The sequence below is a fragment of the Streptomyces boluensis genome (genome assembly GCF_009908195.1).
GTDB lineage: Bacteria > Actinomycetota > Actinomycetes > Streptomycetales > Streptomycetaceae > Streptomyces > Streptomyces boluensis.
On the sequence record NZ_JAAAHS010000009.1, the window covers coordinates 25,975 to 50,969 of the forward strand.

The window sequence follows — 24,995 nt, forward strand, 5'->3', positions numbered from 1 at the left end:
GCGGGTTACGAGGAGGTTGCCGCCAGGACGAACCGGGGCCCACCGGGCGAGCGGCGGGCGCCGTGTCCATGGGCTCGCGGCCTCGGGCGACGTACGCTCAAGGACATGACTGACGCAGCTCCCGCGGTCCCGCCGCGCTCGATCCTGACCCTCGACGCGCTCACGCCGGAACAGGCCGAAGCCGTGCTCGCGCTGCTCGCGGACGCCGCCCGCACCGACGGGCAGCAGGCAGTGTCCGAGCAGGGCCGGCTGCAGTTGCGCGGCGGCCCGCGCGACGGGGTGCGCCACCTCCTGCTGCTCGTCGGCGAGGAACTCGTCGGGTACGCCCAGCTGGAGGACACCGACCCGGTCGAGGCGCCCGCCGGTGAACTCGTGGTGCACCCGGGCCAGCGGGGCCACGGTCACGGCCGGGCGCTCGGCAGCGCCCTGCTCGCGACCTCCGGCAAGCGGCTGCGGGTCTGGGCGCACGGCGGGCACTCGGCGGCCCGGCACCTCGCCCAGGTGCTCGGCCTGACCCTCTTCCGTGAACTGCGGCAGATGCGGCGCCCGTTGAGCCTCGACTCGGTGGCGGAACCGGCGCTCCCCGCGGGTGTGCGGGTCCGCGCCTTCGTACCCGGCCAGGACGACGCGGCCTGGCTCACGGTCAACGCGGAGGCCTTCGCCCACCACCCCGAGCAGGGCTCCCTCACCCAGCGCGACCTGAACGACCGGATCGCCGAGCCGTGGTTCGACCCGGCGGGCTTCTTCCTGGCCGAGTCGGCCGAGGGCGAGCTGCTCGGCTTCCACTGGACGAAGGTGCACGCCGAGGAGCAGCTCGGTGAGGTGTACGTGCTCGGGGTCCGCCCGTCCGCCCAGGGCACCGGACTCGGCAAGGCGCTCACCGCGATCGGCCTGCGCCACCTGGCGGCCCAGGGCCTGCCGACGGCGATGCTGTACGTGGACGCGGACAACAAGGCGGCCGTGTCGGTGTACGAGCGGATCGGCTTCGTCACCCACGAGACGGACCTGATGTACCGCACGGAGACGTGAGCCACCCGGCAGCGGCGTGATCCGCCTTCTCTGAAGGCCTGTTGGGGCGGTGACAAGAGCTTCGGCTCTTGACGCCGCCCCTTCTTTGGATCACCCTTTCACTACTTGATTAGTGAAAGGGGGTTGAGCAGACGTGTTCGCCTACCGGATCGACCGGCGCAGCGGAGTCGCCACGTACGTCCAACTGGTGCAGCAGACCAAACAGGCCCTGCGCCTCGGCCTGTTGGAGCCCGGCGACAAACTCCCGACCGCGCGCGAGGTCGTCGAAGCCACGGCCATCAACCCGAACACCGTCCTGAAGGCCTACCGCGAGCTGGAGCGCGAAGGCCTCGTCGAGGCCCGCCGCGGCCTCGGCACCTTCGTACGGAAGTCGCTCGGCTCCACGCCGGCCGACTCCCCGCTGCACGGCGAGCTGAGCCAGTGGGCCGCGCGCGCCCGCGCCGCGGGGCTCGAACGGGACGACGTGGCGGCGCTGTTCGCCGCCGTACTGGAAGAACAGTTCACGCAAGAGCACGGACCCGAGGGGGATCCCGCATGACCGACACCGCCATCGAGGCGGCCGCACTGGGCAAGAGCTACGGGCGCCGCGGCCGGGCCCTCGACGACTGCTCCTTCCGGCTGCCCGCCGGACGGATCTGCGCGGTCGTCGGCCCGAACGGCGCCGGCAAGTCCACCCTGCTCGCCCTCGCCGCCGGACTGATACGCCCCACCACCGGCGCCCTCACCGTGCTCGGCGGAGCCCCGGCCGACACCCGCCCCAAGATCGCGTACGTCGCCCAGGACAAGCCGCTCTACCCGCAGCTCAGCATCGCCGACACGCTGCGCCTCGGCGCCGAGCTGAACCCCGGCCGCTGGGACGCGGAGCTCGCCGAACGCGTCGTGCAGGAAGGGGAGTTGGACCCGGCGTCCCGCGTCCGCACCCTCTCCGGCGGTCAGCGCACCCGCGTCGCGCTTGCCCTCGCCCTCGGCAAGCGGGCCGAGCTGCTGCTCCTCGACGAGCCGATGGCCGACCTCGACCCGCTCGCCCGGCACCAGCTGATGGGGACGCTGATGGCCCAGGCCGCCGAGCACGGCACGACCGTCGTCATGTCCTCGCACATCGTCGGTGAACTGGCCGACTCCTGCGACCACTTGCTCCTCGTCTCCGGCGGCCGCGTCCGCCTCGGCGGCCCCATCGACGACCTCGTCGACGCGCACACCCTGGTCACCGGCCGCGGCCCGGTCGCCGAACTCGCCCCGCACACCGTCGTCGAGTCCCGCGCCACCGGCCGCGGCACCACCGCCCTGATCCGCCCCGAAGGCCCCGTGGGCCCCGGCTGGGAGGCCCAGGAACCGTCCCTGGAGGACCTGTTGCTCGCCCACCTGCGCTCCCCCGACGCCCCCGCACTGCTCACGCCGGGCACGGACCCGCGCACCGCGCCGCTCGCCGCGCCGCTCGCCGAGGGCGAGGTGACGGTGTGAGCTCGTCCCTCCTCAAGGGCCCCCGTACGTCACTGCTCAAGGGCCCCCGCTGGACCGAACTGCGCCTGCACCGCACGGCCCTGCGTACGACACTCATCGCCCTCGTCCTCGCCGCCGCGGTCACCGCCTTCGTGCGCTGGGCAGCCAGCGCTTACCCGCCCGTGGAGGGCGCCTGCGATGGCGTTTGCGAGCCCACCTTCCTCGGTTTCGCCAACGGCGAGCACCTGCTCGGGGAAGCCACGGTCCAGGCGTCCCACGCGCTGCTCCTGCTCCCGCTCCTGATCGGCGTCTTCATCGCGGGCCCCTTCACCGCCCGCGAACTGGAGTCCGGCACCCACCAGTTGGCCTGGACCCAGTCCGTGACGCCCACCCGCTGGCTCGCCTCCCGGCTGGCCACGGCCACCACTCTCGCCGTGGCCACCGCCCTCGTCCTGATGGCCATCTTCCGGTTCGGCGCCTCCGACCTGCTCGGCGCCTGGAACATGAACTGGCCCGACCGCGGCGTCTACGAGGCGACCGGCCCCGCCCTGGTCGCGTACTGCCTGTTCGCCGTGGCCGTCGGCACCCTCGTCGGACTGCTCGTGCGCCGCACCCTGCTCGCCGCCTCGCTCACCGCTCTGGTCACCGGCACCGTCCTCGCGGTCCTCGGCTCCGTGCGCTGGCAGCTCTGGCCGGTCGTCCAGGCCTCCGGGCCCGCGACCACCATGGAGCCGCACTGGATGAAGGTCCTGCCGCGCGGCGCCTTCATGACCGACGTCGGCGTCACCAACGCCGCCGGTGAACGCTTCATCGCCCGCCAGTGCACGCCCGACCAGATGGCACACTTCCCGTGCCCCTCGGACACCCGTATCGCGGGCTGGTTCCTCGACTACCACCCGCGTTCCCACTTCTGGTACACCCAGTTCATCGAGTCCGGCATCGTGCTCGTCCTCGCCGCGGCCGCCGCGTACGCCGCGTTCCGGGTGCTGCGCCGCCGTACGGCCTGACGCACCGGCCGACCCCCGGGCCGTAAGGACGCCCGGGGGTCGCCCGCCCATGTCCCGCACGTCATGTCGCCGTAACCAATGATTCAGACGGGCTTGCGACCCTCACGGAATGCAGCCCGCCGTACCCGAACCGTCGATCCCGACGCCCAGAGCAGGCCTCGGCCCTTCGCCGTTCGGCGCGCCCGGAACCACCTGGACGCGGAAGAATGGGTTCATGAACCAGGCAAGCGCCCAGGCGGCTCAGCACCCCCAGCCCTCCGTAGGCTCGATCGCGGCCCACCGCCCGCACACCGTGGCCGCGGCCGTCTCCGATCTGGAACCCGACCTCGACGCCGATCTCGACACCTACGAGGCGTACGAGAAGGAGACCGAAGGGGCCGAGGGCACCGAGCTGCCGCAGGGCCGGTTCCTGGACCGGGAACGCAGCTGGCTCGCGTTCAACGAACGGGTCCTCGAACTCGCCGAGGACCCGTACACCCCGCTCCTGGAGCGCGCCAACTTCCTGGCGATCTTCGCGTCCAACCTGGACGAGTTCTTCATGGTCCGGGTCGCGGGTCTGAAGCGCCGCATCGCCACCGGCGTCGCCACCCGCTCCGCCTCCGGACTCCAGCCCCGCGAGGTCCTCGACCTGATCTGGACCCGCACCCGCGAGCTCATGGCCCGGCACGCCGCCTGCTTCCAGGAGGACGTGGCGCCCGCGCTCGCCGACGAGGGCATCGGCATCATCCGCTGGGCGGAGCTCACCGAGAAGGAGCAGGCCCGCCTCTTCACCCTGTTCCGGCAGCGGATCTTCCCCGTCCTGACCCCGCTGGCCGTCGACCCGGCGCACCCCTTCCCGTACATCTCCGGGCTCTCCCTGAACCTGGCCGTCGTCGTCCGCAACCCGGTCAGCGGCCACCGGCACTTCGCCCGGGTCAAGGTCCCGCCGCTGCTCAGCCGCTTCCTGGAGGCCTCGCCCGGCCGGTACGTCCCCGTGGAGGACGTCATCGCCGCGCCCGCGCACCTGGAGGAGCTTTTCCCCGGCATGGAGGTGGAGGCCCACCACATGTTCCGGGTGACCAGGAACGAGGACCTGGAGGTCGAGGAGGACGACGCCGAGAACCTCCTCAAGGCCCTGGAGAAGGAGCTCATGCGGCGCCGCTTCGGCCCGCCCGTACGCCTGGAGGTCGAGGAGTCCATCGACCGCCACATCCTCGACCTGCTGATCCGCGAGCTGAAGATCTCCGAGGCCGAGGTCTACCCGCTGCCGGGCCCCCTCGACCTCACCGGCCTCTTCGGCATCGCGGGCCTCGACCGGCCCGAGCTGAAGTACCCGAAGTTCGTCGCGGGCACCCACCGCGACCTCGCCGAGGTCGAGTCGGCGTCGGCGCCCGACATCTTCGCCGCCCTGCGCGAGCGCGACGTCCTGCTCCACCACCCGTACGACAGCTTCTCCACCTCCGTACAGGCCTTCCTGGAACAGGCCGCGGGCGACCCCGACGTACTCGCCATCAAGCAGACCCTCTACCGGACCTCCGGCGACTCCCCCATCGTCGACGCCCTCATAGACGCGGCCGAGTCCGGCAAGCAGGTCCTCGTCCTGGTCGAGATCAAGGCCCGCTTCGACGAGCAGGCCAACATCAAGTGGGCCCGCAAGCTGGAGGAGGCCGGCTGCCATGTCGTGTACGGCCTGGTCGGCCTGAAGACGCACTGCAAGCTGTCGCTCGTGGTCCGCCAGGAGGGCGAGACCCTGCGCCGCTACAGCCACGTCGGCACCGGCAACTACCACCCGAAGACGGCCCGCCTGTACGAGGACCTGGGCCTGCTGACGGCCGATCCCCAGGTCGGCGCGGACCTCTCCGACCTGTTCAACCGGCTCTCCGGCTACTCGCGCCGCGAGACCTACCGACGCCTTCTCGTCGCCCCCAAGTCCCTGCGCGACGGCCTGATCTCGCGCATCGACAAGGAGGTCCAGCACCACCGCGCGGGCCGCCCCGCCCATGTCCGTATCAAGGTCAACTCGATGGTCGACGAGGCCGTCATCGACGCGCTCTACCGCGCCTCGATGGCGGGCGTGCACGTCGACATCTGGGTGCGCGGCATCTGCGCGGTCCGCCCCGGCGTCACCGGACTCTCGGAGAACATCCAGGTCAGGTCCGTACTGGGCCGGTTCCTCGAACACTCACGGGTGTTCGCCTTCGGCAACGGCGGTGAGCCGGAGGTGTGGATCGGCAGCGCGGACATGATGCACCGCAACCTCGATCGCCGTATCGAAGCACTGGTCAGGGTCACGGACCCGGCCCACCGCGCGGCCCTCAACCGCCTTCTGGAAACCGGCGTTTCCGACACCACCGCCTCCTGGCACCTCGGCCCGGACGGCGACTGGACCCGGCACGCCATCGACCCGGAGGGCAAGCCGCTGCGGAACGTACAGGAGATGCTCATAGACGCCCGGAGGCGCCGGCGTGGCTCAGCGACACCCTGACAGCGACACCCCCGTGGCCGGGGAGGTGCTCGCGCCCTACCTGCGCGAACAGGCCACGGAATTCCTGCGCGCCCTGCGCCAGCACCGCGAGAGCGGCGCCGACGAGGCAGCGGAACCGGCCCACGCCCTGCGCGCCGCGGCCCGCCGCATCAGCGGCGCCCTGCACACCTTCCGGCCACTGCTCGACGCCGACTGGTCCGACCGGCTGCGCACCGAACTGGCGTGGCTGTCCGGCACGTTGGCGCGCGAGCACGCCTACGCGGCCCGGCTCGACCGCCTCATCGGCGCCCTGCACCGGCTCTCCCCCTCGGCGGGTCCTCGTTCATCTGTGCCCTCCCAGAACGGCGGCCTGACCGTGGGCGCCGCCAAGGCCGGCGCGCTGATCGAGCGCCAGCTCACCCTGGCCCGCACCCGCGCCCACTCCACCGCCCTGCAGGCGCTCGGCTCGTCCCGCTTCCACGCGGTCGCCGACGGCGCCGCCGTACTCGCCAGCGAGGTGCCGCTGCGCAAGGACGCGGGCGGCCACCCGCTCGCGCCCTTCGCCGCCGATGTCGAGGCCCGCCTCGACGAAGCGGTCACCGCGCTGCCGCTGGTCCGTGCCGGGCACCCGTACAACGCCGAGGCACTCCTGCACGGCCTCGCAGCCGACGCCGCGCCGGAGTCCCAGGACGCGCCCTGGCACCAGGTACGGCTACTGCTCCGCCTGCACCGGTACGCCCAGGAGGCCACCGGCGCCCGGCCCGACCGTGACGTGCGGCTGATCAGCGCGGGCCAGTCCCTCGACCGCCACCGCGACGCCGCCGAGGCCGCCACCGCCGCCGCCTCGGCCGCCCGCACCCCGCGCATCGCCCCCGCCACGGCGTACGCGCTCGGCGTCCTGCACGCCGACCAACGCCACGAGGTCGAAGCGTCCCGCTTCACGTTCCAGGCAGCCTGGCGCCGCGCCCCTTCCCCCGATCACGCGGTGCCCACGCCATGACGACCCCGGACCGGGCCCCGATCCTGGCGGCGGGCTGCGTGCTGTGGCGCCACGCCCGCCCCGGGATCGAGGTGTGCCTGGTCCACCGCCCCAAGTACGACGACTGGTCCCACCCGAAGGGCAAGCTGAAGCCCGGCGAGGATGCCTTGGCGGCGGCGGTGCGCGAGGTCCAGGAGGAAACCGGCCACACCTGCGTCCCGGGCCCGGCTCTGCCCACGGCGCGGTACGTCGTCGGGGGGCGGCCGAAGCTGGTGCGGTACTGGGCGGCGGAGGCGGGGGCGGGTGCGTTCGTCCCCAACTCGGAGGTGGACCGGGTCCTGTGGCTGCCGCCGGGTGAGGCCAGGTCCCTTCTCACGCAGGCCCGTGACCGGGAACTGATCGACGCGTGGCTAGCCCTTCTTCCCCAGCCCCGCCCCTTCCCGTAAGTCCTACCGGACGGGCCTCCTCAAGCGCCGGAGGGGCTGAAAAAGAGCCCCGACAGGGGCGCGGGGAACTGCGCGACCAGCCACGACGGCGGGGCAGCCGAACGATGGGGTCCGGGGCGGAGCCCCGTGAGGGTGCCGCACGACCACGGTGCACGTAACCCCGCCGTGACCTAACCGCACCGCCCTCCGAGGTTCACCCCCCGTTCACTCTCGCCCTTCGGCCGCTTCACCTGTCCTGCCTAATTTCGGACTTGCGCGAAGCGTGGTGCGGTCACAACGGCCGGCCCGCACGGGCACATGAAACGAGACAACCACGCACGCCGTCCCCCTCCGGCGGCTCCTGGAAGGAAATCCCGACAGTGAAGCTTCAGCGCATGAACCGGCGGGCCCTCACCCTCGGTGCTCTCGCCGTCTCCGGCGCCCTGGCCCTCACGGCGTGCGGCTCGGACGAGACCGGATCCACCGGTGGCGAAGGCGGAAAGACGACCAACGCCGCCAACATCAAGTGCGACGACGCCAAGGGGCAGCTCGCCGCCTCCGGCTCGTCCGCGCAGAAGAACGCGATCGACGCCTGGACCAAGGCGTACGCCCAGGCCTGCCAGGGTGTCCAGGTCCAGTACAACCCGACCGGCTCGGGCGCGGGCATCACCGCGTTCCTGCAGGGTCAGACCGCCTTCGCGGGCTCCGACTCCGCCCTGGAGCCTGAGGAGATCGAGAAGTCGAAGAAGATCTGCAAGGGCGGCCAGGCGGTCGACCTGCCGATGGTCGGCGGCCCGATCGCGGTCGGCTACAACGTCCCCGGCGTGGACAACCTCGTCCTCGACGCCGCGACGCTCGCCGACATCTTCAACGACAAGATCAAGACCTGGGACGACCCGGCGATCAAGAAGCTGAACCCGGGCGCCAAGCTCCCGAACACCAAGGTCCAGGCCTTCCACCGCTCGGACGAGTCCGGCACCACGGACAACTTCACCAAGTACCTGAAGGGTGCCGCCGCCGACGCGTGGCCGCACGAGCCGGGCAAGACCTGGGAGGCCAAGGGCGGCCAGTCCGCCAACGGCTCCGCGGGTGTGTCCAGCCAGGTCAAGCAGACCGCCGGCGCCATCTCCTACTTCGAGCTCTCCTACGCCGACGGCATCGACACCGTCGACCTGAAGACCGAGGCCAAGGAGCCCGTCGAGGCCACCGTCGACAACGCCTCCAAGGCGATCTCCGAGGCCAAGGTCACGGGCAAGGGCAAGGACCTCGCCCTGGAGCTGAACTACAAGCCGCAGGCCGAGGGCGCGTACCCGATCACCCTCGTCACGTACGAGATCGTCTGCGACAAGGGCAACAAGGCGGAGACCCTCGCCACCACCAAGTCGTTCCTGACCTACATCGCGAGCGAGGACGGCCAGAAGGTTCTCAAGGAGAACGACTACGCGCCGATCCCCAGCGAGATCATCACCAAGGTCCGCGAGACCGTCGCGGCCCTGAGCTGACCCGAGTGCGACCCGGTTCACGCACGTGAGCCGGGCCGCACCGTCCGGTGCACCGCCGCCAGGAGCCTCCCGTACGGCCACCTTCGTACCGAGGCTCCGCAGAACCGGAGAATCCTCATGGACATATCTACGAAGACAGCAACAGCCCCACCACCACCGCCCGCCACCACCGAGAAGAAGCGCGCCACGAGCGGCGCGACCCGTCCGGGTGACCGGATCTTCCTCGGCCTCTCCCGTGGCTCGGGCATCGTCCTCCTCGTGATCATGGCGGCCATCGCGGCCTTCCTGACCTACCGGGCCGCGCTCGCGCTCTCGGACAACACGGGGAACTTCCTGACCACCTTCGAGTGGGACGCCACCGCGGTCCCGCCGAAGTTCGGCATCGCGGTCCTCGCCTTCGGCACCGTCGTGAGCTCGATCATCGCCCTGGTGATCGCCGTTCCGGTCGCCGTCGGGATCGCGCTGTTCATCTCGCACTACGCGCCCCGCAAGCTGGCCTCCCCGATCGCGTACGTGATCGACCTGCTCGCCGCGGTGCCCTCGATCGTCTACGGCCTGTGGGGCGCCATCGTGGTGGCCCCCAACCTCACCGGCCTCTACAGCTGGCTCGACACGACCCTCGGCTGGACCGGTGTCTTCGAGTACCAGGGCGGCGCCCCGCGCTCCCTGATGACCGTCGGCATCCTGCTCGCCATCATGATCCTGCCGATCATCACCAACGTGAGCCGCGAGGTCTTCCTCCAGGCCCCGAAGATGCACGAAGAGGCCGCGCTGGCCCTCGGCGCCACCCGCTGGGAAGTCATCCGGATGTCGGTGCTCCCCTTCGGCCGCTCCGGCATCATCAGCGCCTCCATGCTGGGCCTGGGCCGCGCGCTCGGCGAGACCATCGCCGTCGCCACCGTGCTCTCCCCGAACTTCCTGATCGGCGCCTCGCTCCTGGACCCGGGCGGCGGCACGTTCGCGCAGAACATCGCCAGCAAGTTCAACGAGGCCAGTGAGTACGGCCGGGACGCCCTGATCGCCTCCGGACTCGTTCTCTTCCTCATCACGCTGCTGGTCAACGGCGCGGCCCGCATGATCATCGCCCGCCGCAAGGAGTACTCGGGGGCCAACGCATGAGCACCACCACACCCACCGCACCCGCCGCCAGGGCCGCCACGCCCGACACGCTGCGCGCGGCCCGCCTGCCCCGCTGGGCCAACCCGCTGCTCGCGCTCGGCTCGGTCGCCGCCGCGGTCGGCATCGGCCTCGGCGCCGGACTGCACAGCCGCGTCCAGTGGGGCCTGATCGCCGCCCTGCTGTTCGTCGTCGGCGCGTACGTCCTCGCCTCCGTGGTCGAGGGCAAGCGCCAGGCCAAGGACCGCTTCGCCACCTCGATGGTGTGGGTCACGTTCCTGCTCGCCGTGATCCCGCTCGCCTCCCTGATCTGGGAGACCGTGGAGCGCGGATCGAAGGTCTTCAGCCCGTACTTCCTCTCCCACTCCATGGGCGTCGTCGCCGACAAGGACCCGGGCGGCGGCATCAACCACGCCATCGTCGGCACGCTCCAGCAGGTCGCCCTGGCCTCGCTCATCGCCGTACCGATCGGCCTGCTCACCGCGATCTACCTGGTCGAGTACGGCCGGGGCAAGCTCGCGAAGGCCGTCACGTTCTTCGTCGACGTCATGACGGGCATCCCGTCGATCGTCGCGGGTCTCTTCGTCCTCAGCTTCTGGATCCTGATACTGGGCTTCGACTTCTCCGGCTGGGCCGGCGCCATGGCGCTGTCGATCCTGATGATGCCGGTGGTCGTCCGCTCCACCGAGGAGATGCTCAAGCTCGTCCCGAACGAGCTGCGCGAGGCCTCGCTCGCCCTCGGCGTACCGAAGTGGCGCACCATCCTCAAGGTGGTCCTGCCCACCGCGATCGGCGGCATCACGACCGGCGTCATGCTGGCCGTCGCCCGTATCGCGGGCGAGACCGCCCCGGTGCTGCTCCTGGTGTGGGTGAACCCCTTCATCAACAACAACCCGTTCGAAGGCGCCCAGGGCTCGCTGCCGCTGTACATCTACCAGCAGTACGCGGCCGGCTCCGAGGCCTCGTACGACCGGGCCTGGGCGGCGGCGCTCACCCTCATCGGCTTCATCATGATCCTCAATCTCGCGGCCCGCGGCATCGCCCGCTGGAAGGCCCCGAAGTCCGGTCGCTGACGCGGCCAAACAGCGACCGACGTACCCCCCTCGAAAGAAGCAGTGATCCCATGGCCAAGCGAATCGACGTCAGCGGCCTCTCCGCCTACTACGGCAGCCACAAGGCCATCGACGACATCTCCATGACCGTCGAGCCCCGCTCGGTGACGGCCTTCATCGGCCCGTCCGGCTGCGGCAAGTCGACGTTCCTGCGCACCCTCAACCGCATGCACGAGGTCACCCCCGGCGGCCGCGTCGAGGGCAAGGTGCTCCTGGACGGCGACGACCTGTACGCCTCCGGCATCGACCCGGTGAACGTACGCCGCACCGTCGGCATGGTCTTCCAGCGCCCCAACCCCTTCCCCACCATGTCGATCTTCGACAACGTGGCGGCGGGCCTGCGGCTCAACGGCTCGTACAAGAAGGCCGAGCTGAACGAGATCGTGGAGAAGTCCCTCAAGGGCGCCAACCTCTGGAACGAGGTCAAGGACCGCCTGAACAAGCCCGGCTCCGGTCTCTCCGGCGGTCAGCAGCAGCGGCTCTGCATCGCCCGCGCCATCGCGGTGGAGCCGCAGGTGCTGCTCATGGACGAGCCCTGCTCGGCGCTCGACCCGATCTCGACCCTCGCCATCGAGGACCTGATCGGCGAGCTGAAGGAGCGCTTCACGATCGTCATCGTGACGCACAACATGCAGCAGGCGGCCCGTGTCTCGGACCGCACCGCGTTCTTCAACCTGTCGGCCGTCGGCCAGCCCGGCAAGCTGGTCGAGATCGACGAGACGGAGCGGATCTTCTCCAACCCGTCGGTCCAGGCCACCGAGGACTACATCTCGGGCCGCTTCGGCTAGGCCCGTACGGACTCCTCGCGGCGCTGCATGGCGGTGCCGCCGCGAGGACGAGAAGGGCCCGTCCCCGATTCCCGGGGACGGGCCCTTCTTTCCGTGCCCCGTAAGGGGCGCGGGGCTGTGACACTTGCGGCTCCGCCGCGCGGGCGCGACCAGCCACAACGGACCGGCAGGTAAGAGCCCTACAGGAACGCCAGGTTCACAATCCAGAAGCTCAGCGCAGCGACCAGCGCCGCAGCCGGCATGGTGATGAACCACCCGAGGATGATGTTCTTCGCGACGCCCCAACGCACAGCGTTCACACGCTTGGTCGCGCCCACACCCATGATCGCGGAGGTGATCACGTGGGTGGTGGAGATCGGCGCGTGGAACATGAACGCGGTGGTGAACATGATTCCGGCACCGGTGGTCTCGGCGGCGAAGCCCTGCGGCGGGTCCAGCTCGATGATCTTCCGGCCGAGGGTCCGCATGATCCGCCAGCCACCCGCGTACGTACCGGCGGAGAGCATCAGCGCACAGGCGATCTTGACCCAGATCGGAATGGGAGCATCGGCGCTCTGCACATCGGAGATGACGAGCGCCATCACCACGATGCCCATCGTCTTCTGCGCGTCCTGAAGACCGTGACCGAGCGCCATACCGGCCGCCGAGACGGTCTGCGCGATCCGGAAGCCGCGCTTGGCCTTGTGCGGGTTGGACTTGCGGAACATCCACATGATCGCGCACATCACCAGGTAACCGGCGACGAGGCCGACCACCGGGGACAGGAACATCGGGATGACGATCTTGTCGAGCACCCCGGACCAGATGACGCCGATACCGCCCGCGAGCGCCGCGCCGACCATGCCGCCGAAAAGCGCGTGCGACGAGGAGGAGGGCAGTCCGAAGTACCAGGTGATGAGGTTCCAGACGATCGCGCCGATGAGCGCGGCGAAGAGGATCCACATGCCCTTGTCGCCGTGCGGGGTCTCGATGATCCCCTCACTGACGGTCTTGGCGACCCCGCTGCCCATGAAGGCACCGGCGAGGTTCATCACCGCGGCCATCGCCAGCGCCGCGCGCGGCGTCAGCGCGCGCGTGGAGACGGAGGTGGCGATGGCGTTCGCGGAGTCGTGAAAGCCGTTCGTATACGTGAATCCGAGCGCGACACCAATGGTCACGATCAAGGCGAAGGTGTCCATGGAGGGGTCAGGACTCCTTGACCGCGATGGTCTCCACAGTGTTCGCCACGTGCTCGAAGGCGTCAGCGGCCTCTTCCAGCACATCCACGATCTGCTTCAGCTTCAGCACCTCCATGGCGTCGTACTTGCCGTTGAAGAGGTGCGCGAGCAGCTTGCGGTGGATCTGGTCGGCCTGGTTCTCAAGGCGGTTGACCTCGATCCAGTACTCCGTGAGGTTCTCCATGGTCCGCAGGTGCGGCATGGCCTCGGCGGTCAGCTCGGCAGCGCGCGAGAGCACCTCGATCTGCTGCTCGACGCCCTTGGGGAGCTCCTCGACCTGGTAGAGGACGACCAGGTCGACGGCCTCCTCCATGAAGTCCATGATGTCGTCGAGGGACGACGCGAGGTTGTAGATGTCCTCGCGGTCGAACGGCGTGATGAACGAGGAGTTCAGCTGGTGGAAGATCGCGTGCGTCGCGTCGTCTCCGGCGTGCTCCGCGGCCCGCATCCGCTCTGCGATCTCGGCTCGGGCGGAGGTGTCCGCCCCGAGCAGTTCCATGAGGAGCTTGGAGCCCGTGACGATGTTGTCCGCGGATGCGGAGAACATGTCGTAGAAGCTCGTCTCCCTGGGGGTCAGACGAAAGCGCACGTGGGGTCCTCGGGGTGCTTTGGATTCGGTCAGGCTGATGCTAGGCGCATCATCCGGCCACGGCTAACCGGCCGTCCTCCAGTGTCGCCCATCAGGCAGAGTCATCCGCACGGGGCCCGTCGGGGACCCGAAATATCCGGTACCATATACCCACCAGGGGTATACGAACCCTTGCGGGACAACAGGAGGACGCGATGACGACGACCGAGGCCGGCGCGGCTGCGAACGCGGCCCCCTCCGCCGGAGCGGAGAGCCCGATCACCGACCACGACCACGGTGTGCACGGCTACCACAAGCAGAAGGACGAGCACCTCAAGCGGCTGCGCCGGATCGAGGGCCAGGTCCGCGGTCTGCAGCGCATGGTCGACGAGGACGTCTACTGCATCGACATACTTACCCAGGTTTCCGCCAGCACAAAGGCCCTGCAGTCCTTCGCCCTGCAGCTCCTCGAGGAGCACCTGCGGCACTGCGTCGCGGACGCCGCGGTCAAGGGCGGCGAGGAGATCGACGCCAAGGTCGAGGAAGCGACGAAGGCCATCGCCCGCCTGCTGCGCACCTGACCGCACGGCCCCGCGCTCACTCCGGGTCGGCCCCGCTCGCCTTACGAGGGTGCTTCGCCTCGTACACCTTCAGCACCTCGTCGATCCGGTCCACGCTGAGCCGGTCCCCGTCCGCGGTGGACGCCGCGATGATCAACTCACCGCACAGCTCGATCTCGGCGAGGGCGACCGGGTCGTGGACCGCCGCCTTACCGGCCCTAGCTGGCACGCCCCTCACCTCTTCCCGCCGTCGCCGGATCCTGGCCCCGTCGACCTAGGGTAGGGACCGGGCCACTCACCGCGCATGGCACGGACGGGCTATTTGCGACGCGAACTCGCCCTCCGCACAGTCCCGTTCACGGCGGCGGAAGCGCTACTGCCCGGCGATCTCGCCGGCGAAGATGTCCTCGGCAGCGGGCAGTTCCGCCGGCACCGCGGCCCCGAAGCCGTACAACAGCGTGGTCGAGGCGACCATCACGTCGCCGCCCCCCGCGGTGGCCGAATCTCTCCGTACGCGTTCGTCCCGCACACCCGCTCCGCTGCCGTTCTTCGCGTCGTTGGCGAAGCTGAAGCGGTGCCGGATCTTGCGGAGCCGGCCCTTGTCGTCGAGGTACGCGTCGAACGGCACCGTGTCCTCGGCGAAGCCCTTCGCCGCCGCGAGCAGCACCTTCCGGTTCGTCCCGGTGGCGCGGTCCGCCGCGCGCGCGATGTCGGTGGTGCCGCGGTAGTGCCGTACCGGAGTGCCCGCGAGCCGGGTCTCGCCCACGTAGCTCACCGCGAGCGCGCCGCGCAGCAGCTCCGCCGCGGCCAGCGGATCGGTGGCGCCGCCCGTCACCAGGTTGCCGTCCGCGAGGGACGTGGTGTCGACGCGCACCCACTTGTCCTCGGGGACGCCCGCGCCGCGGTTCTTCATGTAGAGGGCGCCGGGGGCGAGGAGTTCGGTGATCGGACGGTGCGCGTCGACGCCCGCCGGGTCCTGCGGCAGCATCACCTTGAGCCGCCCGAGCGGCTTCGCGAAGTCGTACGCGCCCTCGCCCCTGATGGTGACCCGGGTGCCGCCGCTGGCCATCTCCATCGAGGTACGCGCCTTCGCGCTGCCCACGGCGCGCAGGGCGTCGACCGCGCGGTGCACCGTGTCGACCGGGTCGGCCGCGTGCTGGTCGTCGGCCGCGGCTCCGTCGCCGGAACACCCGGTCGTGGCCAACACCAGGGAGGCAAGAGCCCCACTCACCATCGCGGTGGCGGCCCGCCCGCCTCCGCGCCTGTGCTGCTGCGCCACCATCGCCTGCCTACCCCCAACACTGGGCCGTCCCACGGCCCCCCTTCACGCCCCGCCTAACGACCGCTGCCGCAACCCGTCACGCCCACGGCGGGGCGCCGGGCCCGTGTCGCGCGTTCACCTCGGGCCGCTACGGTGACGCCGTGTCTTTGCATCAGGACCCGCCCGCGGCCGCCGAGCACCGCACCAGCACCGTCGAGCAGGGCCGTTTCTGCACGGCCCGCTGCACCTGCGGCTGGCGCGGCCCGGCGAGACGCGCCCGCTCCAAGGCACGGTCGGACGCCGAGGAGCACCTCGCCGGGAACTGAGCCCGGCCCTCCGGGGTGGAACCCGTACGTCGCGGTCGTCGTCTCGTCCTGCGGGAGGCGACATGGACCGCAGGACGGACCGCAGCAGTACGGACCGACGCAGAGTCATCACCGCAGGCGCCGCACTGGCGTTGGGCGCGGCCGCGACGGCGTGCGAGGCCGGACCGGTCGACGACGCGCGCGGCACGGCTCCGGCCGAGGTGGCGGGCACCAGTACCCGGCCGGCCGGCGCCGGGCGCACGCGCCGCCCCGCGGCCGGGGCCTGGACCGCGTTCGCGAAGGACCTCGACGGCTCCCTCGTCCGCCCCGGCGACAGCGACTGGGCCTCGGCGCGGCAGCTCTACAACACCCGCTACGACGCCCTGAAGCCCGCGGCGGTCGCCTATGTCGCGCACGAGGACGACATCCGCACCGCCCTGTCCTTCGCGCGCCGCGCCAAGACCCCGATATCCATACGCAACGGCGGCCATTCGTACGGGGGTTGGTCCTCCGGCGACGACCGGCTGATCATCGACGTGTCCCGGCTGAAGTCGGTGCGCGCCGCCGCCGGGGCGGCGACCGTCGGCGCGGGCGCCAAACTCATCGACGTCTACCGGGCGTTGGCCGCCAAGGGCGCCACCGTGCCCGCGGGCTCCTGCCCCTCGGTCGGTGTCTCCGGGCTCACCCTCGGCGGCGGCCACGGCGTCACCTCGCGGGCCTACGGCCTGACCTGCGACAGCCTCACCCAGGCCACGCTCATCACCGCCGACGGCCGCCGCCTGGTCTGCTCGGCTGACGAGAACACCGACCTGTTCTGGGCGCTGCGCGGCGCGGGCAACGGCAACTTCGGCGTCGTCACGGAGCTGCGGTTCCGTACGCACCCGGCGCCGCAGGCCGTCACCGCGTATCTGACCTGGCCCTGGCGGAAGGCGGCCACGCTGCTGAGCGCCTGGCAGAAGTGGGGGCCGGAGCAGGACGACGAGATCTGGTCCTCGCTGCACCTGGACGCCGCCCCCGGCTCCGCCCCCACGGTCTCCCTCGCGGTGTTCTCGCTCGGCGGCTACGGCGAGCTGCAGAACGCCGTCGACCGCCTCGCCGACGGCCCCGGCGGCCCCGGCTCCGCCTCCAACGTCTCGCTGAAGCGCCGCTCGTACCTCGACGCGATGGAGGTGTACGCGGGGTGTGCGGGTTTCGGTGATGACGCACAGTGTCATCTGCCGGGCTCGACCCCCGGCCGGGACTCGGCCGGCGCGCTCGGCCGCGAGACGTACGCGGCACGCTCCGACTTCTTCGCCCGCTCGCTCTCCGATGCCGGCGTACGCACCCTGCTCACCCGGCTCGAACAGGTGGAGGGCGGTCCCGGCAGCGTGTCCCTGACCGCGCTCGGCGGCGCGATCAACCGGGTCGACCCGACGGCGACGGCGTTCACGCACCGTCGGCAGCGGATGCTCGCGCAGTACATCGGGGCCTGGCGTGCCGGTACTTCGGGCACCGCCGCACGGCGCTGGCTGGACGGCACGCACACCGCGATGCGGCGGTACGCCTCGGGCTCGGCGTACCAGAACTACGCCGACCCGTCGCTGAAGGACTGGCGCAGCGCGTACTACGGCCCCGCGGCGGGACGCCTCGCGCGGCTCAAGAAGCGGTACGACCCGGACCGGCTGTTCGACTTCCCGCAGGCGCTGTGAGCGGACGGCGGGGCGGAGCGGGGCGGGCAGCACGGCCGGTGGCCGACGGCAAGCGCTGACCGCCGGTCGAGACCGAGCTCCGCCCGTACGGCCCCCTCCGCCTTGCCCGGTCGCCGCGGCGGCGTTGCCCTGAAGGTCCACGGACCCCACTCAGGGCAGGACGACCATGACCGGACACGCCGCACCACGAATAGCCACCCTCGGCACGCTCGCCGCCGCGCTCCTGCTCGCCGTCTCCGCGCCCGGTGCCGCGGCGGTCGATCAGCCCACGGAACCAGGTGAGTTGACGCTCATCGACACCCCGGACGGCCAGGTACTCGCCGACAAGGACGGCAATCCGCTCTACCTCCGCGACGCCGACAAGGCCGACACCCCGGGCTGCACCGGCGACTGCGCCGCCAACTGGCCCGCCGCGATCGGCTATCCGACGAAGGCCGCGGGCGTCACCGGCGAGACCGCGCAGACCGAGGAGAAGGCCGAGGGCACCGAGCAGCCCCAGGTCATCTACGAGACGCACCCGCTCTACTACTTCAAGAACGACAAGCCGAACGAGCCGCAGGGCCAGAACGTCAAGGGCTGGAGCCTGATCGGCGCGAACGGCGACGCGGTGAAGCCGGGCAGCGGTACGGGCGAGTCCGTGGCCCCCTACGGTTCGGTGTCCCAGTCCGACGGAGCGTCCCCGTCCGGCGCGGCAGGCGGCGGCGCCCCGCACTCGGTGCGCAACGCCGCCGACGAGCACCCCGAAGCCGGACCGCTGGCCCTCGGCTCCGCCGCGGTGGCGGCCGGTGCGGGCACGGTCGGCCTCGCCCTGCTGCGCCGGCGCCGCGAACGGGGCGACGCCTCCGGCCCGGCGGACGGCCCCAGCTGAACCGGCACCGCCGTCCGCCGCGTGGTCCCCGTACCGCGATCAGGGTGCTGTTCTCCGCATCGGCGCTGTGTCTGCTGGCCGCGCTGCTGCTGCACCAGTTCCCGTGGCTAGACGGTTCGGTCAGGGCGGCGGTGACCGCCTCGCTCGCCGATCTCACCTCGGGCGGCACGCGCCGGGCGGCCTCAACTGCCGTACCGGACCCGGCGACCGCGCCCGTCCGGCTCCGGGTCCCGGCGATCGGTGTGGACGCCGAGGTGCTGCCGCTCGGCCTGGACGCGGGCGGGGCGATCGAGGTGCCGGGGTTCGAGGACGCGATGAAGGTCGGCTGGTACACGCTCGGCGCCCGCCCGGGTTCCTCCGGCGCCACGGTGCTCGTGGGGCACCGGGACGCACCGGCCGCGCCGCCGCGCCCCGGCTACCGGGACGCCGTCTTCGCCCGCCTCGACCGCCTGGTGCCCGGCGACCGGGTGGAGACCTGGAGCGAAGGCGGGCGGACGGTGCGGTTCCGGGTGACCGCCGTGGACACGTACCCAACGGAGTCCTTCCCGACCCGGAAGGTCTACGGCCCGGTGCGCGACTCGCAGTTGCGCCTGATCACCTGCGGCGGCGCGCTGGGCCGCGACGGGCACTGGGACTCGAATCTCGTGATCAGCGCGGTACGCGAGACACGCACGGATGCGGCGCCGGAGTAGCGCCGCCCCGCCGCCGTACGTACGAGGGACGGCTGACGGCTCAGGCCGCGAGGTCGTTCTCGTCGGACTCCGGGGTCGGCTCGGTGCGCGGGCCCGGCAGGCCGAGCGCGCCCGGCACGACGGGGCCGTGGGCGCGGGCCCGTACCAGGAAACCGGCCCTCGGCGAGCGGGCGACGGCCTTGGTGACGGGGGTGAGCAGGGCCATCGCGATCGGCGCGAGCAGCAGTGTGACGGCGGTGCCGAGGGCGAAGCCGCCGACGACGTCCGTCGGGTAGTGCACGCCCATGTAGACCCGGCAGAGCCCTTCGAGCAGCGCGAGTCCGATACCGATGAGGCCGAACTTGCGGTGGGCGACGAAGAGTCCGACGCCGAGGGCCATCGCGAGCGTGGCGTGGTCGCTGACGAAGGAGAAGTCGGTCTTGCCGTCGACCAGCACGTCGAGGCCGTCGTGGTCGAGGAACGGGCGGCGGCGCTCCACGAATTCACGGATCGGGATGTTCACGAGGACCGCGATCCCGGCGGCGAGCGGGGCCCACACGAGGGCGGCGACGGAGGTCTCGGCGTCCGGCCCGCGCCGCACGGTGCGCCAGCACCAGAGGACGAGAAGGATCATGGCGAGAAGCAGTCCGTACTCACCGACGAAGCCGACGAGCCGGTCGACCCACTCGGGTGCGGCCTTGGCGACGCCGTTGATGTCGTAGAGCAGCCCGACATCGGGGTTCGCTGTCGAGGTCCCTGGTCCAGCCTCTGGTCCAGCCATGGTGCCGTGACCCCTTGTCCTAGTCGCCCACGGGCGCGCGCCTTGCGTGCCCTCGCTCAACCCCCGTGCCTCAGAGCTGGTCAGTGCTGCTGTGGTTCTCCGGTGCTGATCCACCGGTGATCGGTGCTGATCAAACCGGTGATCGGTGCCGATCCGCCGGTTCTCGGTGCTGGTGTCTCCAGTCAAGGGAACGACCGGTTCCCCCGTCTACGTTCCACGGTCCACCGAAAGATCACCCAGACGTTATCGAAGAGTGACTCGACGTCGCAGTTCAGAAGGGCCGCGCAGCGCATGGTTCCAGCCACCCGGACCGCTCTCCGCGCCGCTCGCGCCCTGCTCCCGCTACCGCATCGCGAGCGCCTTCGCCCCGTCCTCGGTGACCCGGGTCGCGCCGAAGTAGTCCGGGGTGTCGATGGCCGTGAAGCGGATGACGGCACCGGTGCGCGGGGCGTCGATCATGTACCCGCCGCCGACGTAGATCCCGACGTGCCGGATGGCCCGCGAATTGCTCAGGTCGTCCGAGAAGAACACGAGGTCGCCGGGGAGCAGTTCCTCCCGCTTGGGGTGCGGCCCCGCGTTGTACTGGTCGTTGGCGACCCGCGGCAGCTCCACCCCGACCGTGTTGTACGCGGCCTTGGTGAGCCCGGAACAGTCGAACCGCCCGCCGTCCTCGGGCGTCCCGTCGCCGCCCCACAGATAGGGCTCGCCCAGGTGGTCCTGCGCGAAGGAGATCGCCGCGGCGGCCTGCTTCGAGGGGTCGACCCGGCCCACTGGGCGGGCGAAGCTGTCCGACAGATCGGTGATCGTCTTCACGTAGTTCTGCGTCTCGCGGTACGGCGGCACGCCCCCGTACTTGATCACCGCGTACGCGCCCGCGTTGTACGCGGCGAGCATGTTGTGCGTCGGATCGCCGGGGGCGTCCTTCACGTATCCGGCCAACTTGCAGTCGTACGAGGCGGCTGACGGAATCGCGTCGGCGGGGTCCCAGATGTTGCGGTCGCCGTCCTTGTCGCCGTCGACGCCGTGGGCGGCCCAGGTGCCGGGGATGAACTGGGCGATACCGCGCGCGTCGGCGGGGCTCTCCGCGGTCGGGTCCCAGCCGCTCTCCTGGTACAGCTGCGCGGCGAGCAGCGCCGGGTTGATGGCGGGGCAGAGGGTGCCCCACTTCTGCACCAGCGACTGGTACGCGGCGGGCACCGCGCCCTTGGCGAGACCCACGGCTCCCTTGCCCGCCCCGCCGGCCATGCCACCCGCCGTCATGTACGTACCGACGACGAGCAGCGCCACAAAGCTGAGGGCGAGCCCGAACCCGACTCCTGAGACGACCCAGACTTTACGCACGACTCAACCCTCCCCCACACGGCCGGGGTTCACCGCTATTTCCGGCATGTGACGCCCCGTCACCCCACTGAACCCCGGTCAGCCCACGCGGAAGCCGTGGCACGAGATGCTCGCGTAGTCCGTGGGGCTGCCCTTCACATGGTAAAAGAGCACGGTCCAGTCGCCGGGGTCGTTCTCGACCGGGATGCTGGGCCAGACCTTGCCCGCGGCGTGGCTCTCGAAGTCGTCGGGGTAGGTCAGTTCGACCCACCCTCCGGTCTTCCAGTACTTGTAGATGTCGACCGGCTTGCTGGTGTAGCCGATCGTCTTGTTCTCCGACCCGGAGGAACGCCCGGTCTCGATGTCGATGTCGTGCTCGGGCTTCACGCCGACGGAGACGTAGTACGGACCGGGCTTCTTCTGCTCCAACTCGGCGTATTTGATACGCATTTGGATCTTCACCCGGCCGGAGACGGTGGCGCTCCCCGGGTCGTCGGCGTCGGTCGCGCCGACCTGCAGGTCGGCGCCGGGCGCCCGTTCCTCGGAGATCTGGCTGCACTGGCCGACGCCGTGCGAGGCCTGCATCTCGTTCTCCGAGAGGGTCCAGAAGTCGCGGTTGATCCGGTCGTTCTCGATGTACGCGGGCGGCTTCCCGGTGGCTCCGCCCGAGGCCTTGTCCGACGGCGTCTTCGACGTGCCGCCGCCCTTGCCCGCCTCCGTGCCCTTCCCGCCCTCGTCGCCGGGGAGCAACTGCACGACCAGGGCGGTGGCGAGGCCCGCGACCAGGGTGGCCGTGCCGAGCCCGAGCCAGAGCCCGCGGCGCGAGCGGCCCCGCGCGGCGACGGCCTGGACGTCAGGGGCCAGCGTCGGCACGTACCCGGCACCGACGGTCGGCCGCTGGACGGGCCCGGCACCGACAGTGGGCTGCGCGGGCGTCGGTGCGGGCGTCGGTGCGCCGTGCCCCTGCGGTACGAGCCCGGCGGCCACGGCGGTCGGCAGGTCGCGCGGGGCGGCCGAGCCGAGCTCCGCGAGGCCGACGTAGAACGGGCTCCCGGTGAGCGTGGCGGTGACGCGGCAGCGCCGGATGATCTCGGCGGGCTCGGGCCGGTCGGCGGGTTCCTTCGCGGCGCACTCCGTGATGAGTGCCGCCAGAGCGGGCTCCACGCCGTCCACGTCGATGGGCTCGTGGACGGCCCGGTACGACACCGCGTCCATCGGCCCCGAACCGAACGGCGGCCGTCCCGTCGCCGCGTACGCGAGGGTCGCGCCCAGGGCGAACACATCGGCGGCGGCGCCCACTTCATTGCGCATCAGCACTTCGGGCGCGGTGAAACCGGGGGTGCCGGGGGCGACTCCGGTGCGGGTCAGGGCGGTGTGCTCGGCGCCGCGCGCGATACCGAAGTCGATGAGCTGCGGGCCCCGCTCCGACAGGATGATGTTCTGCGGCTTGAGGTCGCGATGCGTGACCCCGTACGCGTGCACACTGGCCAGCGCCTCCGCCAGGGCGGCGAAGAGACCCTGGCAGGCCTCGGCGGGGAACGCGCCCCGCCCCGCCACCGCCCCGCTCAACGTCGGCCCCGCCACGTACTCCGTGGCCAGCCAGAGCGGCACCGTGTCCAGGGACGCGTCGATCAGGTTCGCCGTGTACGCGCTGCGCACCGCGCGTACCGTCTCCGCCTCCCGGCGGAAGCGGGCCAGCGCCTCCGGGTGCTCGATGATCTCGTCCCTGATGACCTTGAGGGCGACGAGCAGGCCACCCGGCGAACGGCCGAGGTACACCTGCCCCATGCCGCCCGCGCCAAGGCGGGCGAGAAGGGTGTGAGCACCTATGTGTGCCGGGTCCTGAGGCTTGAGCGCGTCCACCGGCGCAAGGCTTCCACACCTGGTCCGGCCTGCGGCGACCGGTTGCCCAGTTGTGATCAACTCCGGACATGGACAGGGGTTCGGGGCGCGGGCCGGGCACGGGTACGTCAACCGCCGCTCCTGCTCGTCCAGTTGAGGCGTACGGGTCGGCCGTGCAGGGTCGTTCCCGCAGAGGGCGCGCGAGCCGCCCCGCCCCTCTCACCCGGGCCCCTCACCCGGGCCTTTCACCCGGGCTCCGGCAGCTCCGCCGGCACCAGCGCGCCCCGCTCCACGAGCCGCGTCACCTCCGGCATGGCCGCCTCCGCGAGCCGCTCGGGATCGGCGCCCTCGGCCTCCGCGATCCGGGTCAACTGCTCGCCGAGCGTGGCCTCCCGGCCCGCCCCGCCGAGCAGGGCGACCGCGAGCGGCGTGACTCTCTCGCTCCAGTTCAGGCCGTCCCCCGGCACCTTCAGGACCTGCCGGGTCAGCTCCCAGCCGGTGCCGCCGCGCTGGTCGGCCTGCTGCCACAGGGTCAGGCCCTGGCCCGGTACGTACCGGGCGGCGAGCGGGTCGTGCGCGCGCAGCCAGTCCCGGCGGGTGAACCACCCGGCGACCTGCGCCCCGGTCAACTCGCCCGCTTCCGGCGAGAGTTCCTCGACCCGTACCAGGGTGTTCCGGTGCCCGGAGCGGCGCACGACGACGGTGCCCGCGCCGATCGCCTCGATCTTCTGCGTCTCGAACCAGCGCAGCCACGCCTCGCGCTGCCCGAGCGCCTCCTCGCCGCCGGAGAGCTCCAGCCACTGGTCGACGTAGGGCACGACCCCGGTGACGGACCGCTGCACGATCCACGCGTCGAGCCCGGCGCCCTGCGGGATCCACCCGCCGACCCGCTCGCGCCAGTCCTCCCCGGCCCGGTGCACCCAGTGCGCCCGGAACTGCAGATGCCCGCCCTCGGTCAGCAACTCCCCGGCCGACCCGGCGAGTTCCGCGCACAGCGCGTCCCCCGGCCGCCCGGAGTCCCGGTGCTCGCTGTGCACGGTGCCGGGGCCCACCGCGTACGGCGGGTTGCTCACCACCAGGTCGAAGCGGCGCCCGGCGACCGGCTGGGCCATGTCGCCCTGCAGGATCTCCCAGTCGAACCCGTTGAGCGCGGCCGTGGTCGCCGCGAACCGGGCGGCGCGCGGCGACAGATCGGTCGCGGTCACCCGCTCCGCCTGCCCGCTCAGGTGCAGCGCCTGCACCCCGCCGCCGGTGCCCAGATCGAGGGCCGACGCCACCCGGTGGGTCAGCGTGGCCCGCCGCAGCAGCGTCGCGTCCAGACCGATGGGCGCCACCGCGTCGGCCCGCCGGTCCTGCGGATCGGGCCGCAGGAACGTCGGGAAGTCGGAGATCGCCCACCATTTGTCGTACGGATGGAGATGCACACTGGCGCGCACGGCGCCGTCGCCGGTGGACTCCAGGAGCGGCACGACGGCGGGCTCGACGTCGTCGAGCGGTACCGCGCGGCCGCACATGAAAAGCTGGATGAGGACGGCCAACGGGTCGTCCTTGCCGAGCAGTTGCAGGGTCAGCGTGGGGTCGTAGCGGTTCAGGCCCTGGGCGGCCTCGATCCCGACGCGCGTCACGATGCCCTCCCGCGTGTAGCCGTGGGCCGTCAGGGCGTCCCGCAGGGCGGCGACGGCGGTGGGGGCGATCAGGGGCTGCGTGGTCATCATGGTCGGGTTGTCGGCCGGTGTGCCCGGCGACTGAACCCTTAGGCCATTGGGTTACCGCCAATGGGCGAACCGGATGAAATCGCCTTGCGGGCCCGCGCGTTGGGTCACCTCTGCCCCGTGACCTGGTAGGGCGCCGCGATGGATCTTGTCCGGAGCCGTCCACTCGGCACACCGCCACCGAACTGTCCACAGCCTGTGGACAACGACTGCCGGTGTCGCGCACCGGCTCCCGAACCCCCGGCAAGCCAGGCATTCATGACTCCACGTCACGTAATGCCAGTACCACCCGAAATCCACGGAACGGCTCGCGATATGCGGCCCGCACATGCGCCCGCCCGTCGACGGCACCGCAAAGAAC

The 24,995-nt window shown here is 71.4% G+C and carries 24 protein-coding genes; 16 read left to right on the plus strand and 8 right to left on the minus strand.

Annotated elements, in window-relative coordinates:
• Positions 1-105 precede the first annotated feature (105 nt).
• From mshD to pstB, 11 genes are all read left to right on the plus strand, one after another.
• Positions 106-1,029: a mycothiol synthase gene (mshD, locus tag GUY60_RS02600; protein WP_161693290.1), complete on the plus strand. Its 924-nt coding sequence runs from the start codon at positions 106-108 to the stop codon at positions 1,027-1,029.
• A 133-nt stretch (positions 1,030-1,162) separates the two neighbouring features.
• Complete coding sequence (locus GUY60_RS02605) at positions 1,163-1,567, plus strand: GntR family transcriptional regulator (RefSeq protein WP_161693292.1); 405 nt, start codon at positions 1,163-1,165, stop codon at positions 1,565-1,567.
• Complete coding sequence (locus tag GUY60_RS02610) at positions 1,564-2,490, plus strand: ABC transporter ATP-binding protein (RefSeq protein WP_161693294.1); 927 nt, start codon at positions 1,564-1,566, stop codon at positions 2,488-2,490. Before GUY60_RS02605 ends, GUY60_RS02610 begins: the two co-directional genes overlap by 4 nt.
• A complete protein-coding gene (locus tag GUY60_RS02615) occupies positions 2,487-3,476 on the plus strand; it encodes an ABC-2 membrane transporter-related protein (RefSeq protein WP_161693296.1) in 990 nt (329 codons plus the stop codon). Before GUY60_RS02610 ends, GUY60_RS02615 begins: the two co-directional genes overlap by 4 nt.
• Before the next feature lie 109 nt (positions 3,477-3,585).
• Complete coding sequence (locus tag GUY60_RS02620; RefSeq protein WP_161693298.1) at positions 3,586-5,940, plus strand: RNA degradosome polyphosphate kinase; 2,355 nt, start codon at positions 3,586-3,588, stop codon at positions 5,938-5,940.
• Complete coding sequence (locus GUY60_RS02625) at positions 5,921-6,919, plus strand: CHAD domain-containing protein (RefSeq protein ID WP_161693300.1); 999 nt, start codon at positions 5,921-5,923, stop codon at positions 6,917-6,919. Before GUY60_RS02620 ends, GUY60_RS02625 begins: the two co-directional genes overlap by 20 nt.
• Positions 6,916-7,344, plus strand: coding sequence for an NUDIX hydrolase (locus GUY60_RS02630; protein ID WP_161693302.1), 429 nt, complete (start codon positions 6,916-6,918; stop codon positions 7,342-7,344). Before GUY60_RS02625 ends, GUY60_RS02630 begins: the two co-directional genes overlap by 4 nt.
• Before the next feature lie 359 nt (positions 7,345-7,703).
• Positions 7,704-8,825 carry a phosphate ABC transporter substrate-binding protein PstS gene (gene pstS, locus GUY60_RS02635; RefSeq protein WP_161693304.1) on the plus strand — a complete coding sequence of 374 codons (1,122 nt, stop codon included), beginning with the start codon at positions 7,704-7,706 and terminating at the stop codon, positions 8,823-8,825.
• A 117-nt stretch (positions 8,826-8,942) separates the two neighbouring features.
• Positions 8,943-9,944 (plus strand): phosphate ABC transporter permease subunit PstC, encoded by a 1,002-nt coding sequence (gene pstC / locus GUY60_RS02640; RefSeq protein ID WP_161693306.1) that lies wholly within the window; start codon positions 8,943-8,945, stop codon positions 9,942-9,944.
• A complete protein-coding gene (pstA, locus tag GUY60_RS02645) occupies positions 9,941-11,014 on the plus strand; it encodes a phosphate ABC transporter permease PstA (RefSeq protein WP_161693308.1) in 1,074 nt (357 codons plus the stop codon). The genes pstC and pstA overlap by 4 nt, the downstream gene beginning before the upstream one ends.
• Before the next feature lie 50 nt (positions 11,015-11,064).
• Positions 11,065-11,841, plus strand: coding sequence for a phosphate ABC transporter ATP-binding protein PstB (gene pstB / locus GUY60_RS02650; protein WP_161693310.1), 777 nt, complete (start codon positions 11,065-11,067; stop codon positions 11,839-11,841).
• Between the two features lie 179 nt (positions 11,842-12,020).
• On the opposite strand, the gene GUY60_RS02655 is transcribed toward pstB, so the two are convergent.
• Entirely contained in the window at positions 12,021-13,019 is a 999-nt protein-coding gene (locus tag GUY60_RS02655) for an inorganic phosphate transporter (protein ID WP_161693312.1), read from the minus strand.
• Positions 13,020-13,026: 7 nt separating this feature from the next.
• Entirely contained in the window at positions 13,027-13,647 is a 621-nt protein-coding gene (locus tag GUY60_RS02660) for a DUF47 domain-containing protein (protein ID WP_161693314.1), read from the minus strand.
• A gap of 194 nt (positions 13,648-13,841) precedes the next feature.
• Here GUY60_RS02660 and GUY60_RS02665 point away from each other — a divergent pair, with 194 nt between their 5' ends.
• Positions 13,842-14,207, plus strand: a complete 366-nt coding sequence (locus GUY60_RS02665) for a metal-sensitive transcriptional regulator (RefSeq protein ID WP_161693316.1) — start codon at positions 13,842-13,844, stop codon at positions 14,205-14,207.
• 16 nt (positions 14,208-14,223) lie between these two features.
• Here the strand turns inward: GUY60_RS02665 and GUY60_RS02670 are convergent, their stop codons facing one another.
• Complete coding sequence (locus GUY60_RS02670; RefSeq protein ID WP_161693318.1) at positions 14,224-14,415, minus strand: hypothetical protein; 192 nt, start codon at positions 14,413-14,415, stop codon at positions 14,224-14,226.
• A 144-nt stretch (positions 14,416-14,559) separates the two neighbouring features.
• Positions 14,560-15,468: an SCO4651 family lipoprotein gene (locus GUY60_RS02675; protein WP_161693320.1), complete on the minus strand. Its 909-nt coding sequence runs from the start codon at positions 15,466-15,468 to the stop codon at positions 14,560-14,562.
• 140 nt (positions 15,469-15,608) lie between these two features.
• On the opposite strand from GUY60_RS02675, the gene GUY60_RS02680 reads away from it, so the two are divergent.
• From GUY60_RS02680 to GUY60_RS02695, 4 genes are all read left to right on the plus strand, one after another.
• Entirely contained in the window at positions 15,609-15,773 is a 165-nt protein-coding gene (locus GUY60_RS02680) for a hypothetical protein (RefSeq protein ID WP_161693322.1), read from the plus strand.
• Between the two features lie 62 nt (positions 15,774-15,835).
• Complete coding sequence (locus GUY60_RS02685) at positions 15,836-17,440, plus strand: FAD-binding oxidoreductase (RefSeq protein WP_161693324.1); 1,605 nt, start codon at positions 15,836-15,838, stop codon at positions 17,438-17,440.
• Positions 17,441-17,606: 166 nt separating this feature from the next.
• The gene (locus tag GUY60_RS02690; RefSeq protein ID WP_161693326.1) at positions 17,607-18,308 is read left to right on the plus strand and encodes a COG4315 family predicted lipoprotein; all 702 of its coding nucleotides are present in this window, start codon (positions 17,607-17,609) and stop codon (positions 18,306-18,308) included.
• A 44-nt stretch (positions 18,309-18,352) separates the two neighbouring features.
• Positions 18,353-19,000 (plus strand): sortase domain-containing protein, encoded by a 648-nt coding sequence (locus tag GUY60_RS02695; RefSeq protein ID WP_161693328.1) that lies wholly within the window; start codon positions 18,353-18,355, stop codon positions 18,998-19,000.
• Between the two features lie 40 nt (positions 19,001-19,040).
• Here the strand turns inward: GUY60_RS02695 and GUY60_RS02700 are convergent, their stop codons facing one another.
• The 4 genes from GUY60_RS02700 to GUY60_RS02715 all read right to left on the minus strand — a co-directional run bounded on the left by GUY60_RS02700 (position 19,041) and on the right by GUY60_RS02715 (position 24,637).
• Entirely contained in the window at positions 19,041-19,760 is a 720-nt protein-coding gene (locus GUY60_RS02700) for a phosphatase PAP2 family protein (protein WP_161693330.1), read from the minus strand.
• A 342-nt stretch (positions 19,761-20,102) separates the two neighbouring features.
• Positions 20,103-21,101, minus strand: coding sequence for a bifunctional lytic transglycosylase/C40 family peptidase (locus GUY60_RS02705; RefSeq protein ID WP_161693332.1), 999 nt, complete (start codon positions 21,099-21,101; stop codon positions 20,103-20,105).
• Between the two features lie 78 nt (positions 21,102-21,179).
• The gene (locus GUY60_RS02710) at positions 21,180-22,943 is read right to left on the minus strand and encodes a serine/threonine-protein kinase (RefSeq protein WP_161693334.1); all 1,764 of its coding nucleotides are present in this window, start codon (positions 22,941-22,943) and stop codon (positions 21,180-21,182) included.
• Positions 22,944-23,167: 224 nt separating this feature from the next.
• Positions 23,168-24,637 (minus strand): DUF7782 domain-containing protein, encoded by a 1,470-nt coding sequence (locus tag GUY60_RS02715; protein ID WP_223178646.1) that lies wholly within the window; start codon positions 24,635-24,637, stop codon positions 23,168-23,170.
• Positions 24,638-24,995 lie beyond the last annotated feature (358 nt).

Coding starts and splice junctions, on each gene's coding strand:
- mshD (WP_161693290.1), top strand. CDS start 106: ATGACTGACGCAGCTCCCGCGGTCCCGCCGCGCTCGATCCTGACCCTC.
- GUY60_RS02610 (WP_161693294.1), top strand. CDS start 1,564: ATGACCGACACCGCCATCGAGGCGGCCGCACTGGGCAAGAGCTACGGG.
- GUY60_RS02620 (WP_161693298.1), top strand. CDS start 3,586: ATGCAGCCCGCCGTACCCGAACCGTCGATCCCGACGCCCAGAGCAGGC.
- GUY60_RS02630 (WP_161693302.1), top strand. CDS start 6,916: ATGACGACCCCGGACCGGGCCCCGATCCTGGCGGCGGGCTGCGTGCTG.
- pstC (WP_161693306.1), top strand. CDS start 8,943: ATGGACATATCTACGAAGACAGCAACAGCCCCACCACCACCGCCCGCC.
- pstA (WP_161693308.1), top strand. CDS start 9,941: ATGAGCACCACCACACCCACCGCACCCGCCGCCAGGGCCGCCACGCCC.
- pstB (WP_161693310.1), top strand. CDS start 11,065: ATGGCCAAGCGAATCGACGTCAGCGGCCTCTCCGCCTACTACGGCAGC.
- GUY60_RS02655 (WP_161693312.1), bottom strand. CDS start 13,019: ATGGACACCTTCGCCTTGATCGTGACCATTGGTGTCGCGCTCGGATTC.
- GUY60_RS02665 (WP_161693316.1), top strand. CDS start 13,842: ATGACGACGACCGAGGCCGGCGCGGCTGCGAACGCGGCCCCCTCCGCC.
- GUY60_RS02675 (WP_161693320.1), bottom strand. CDS start 15,468: ATGGTGGCGCAGCAGCACAGGCGCGGAGGCGGGCGGGCCGCCACCGCG.
- GUY60_RS02685 (WP_161693324.1), top strand. CDS start 15,836: ATGGACCGCAGGACGGACCGCAGCAGTACGGACCGACGCAGAGTCATC.
- GUY60_RS02690 (WP_161693326.1), top strand. CDS start 17,607: ATGACCGGACACGCCGCACCACGAATAGCCACCCTCGGCACGCTCGCC.
- GUY60_RS02700 (WP_161693330.1), bottom strand. CDS start 19,760: ATGGCTGGACCAGAGGCTGGACCAGGGACCTCGACAGCGAACCCCGAT.
- GUY60_RS02715 (WP_223178646.1), bottom strand. CDS start 24,637: ATGATGACCACGCAGCCCCTGATCGCCCCCACCGCCGTCGCCGCCCTG.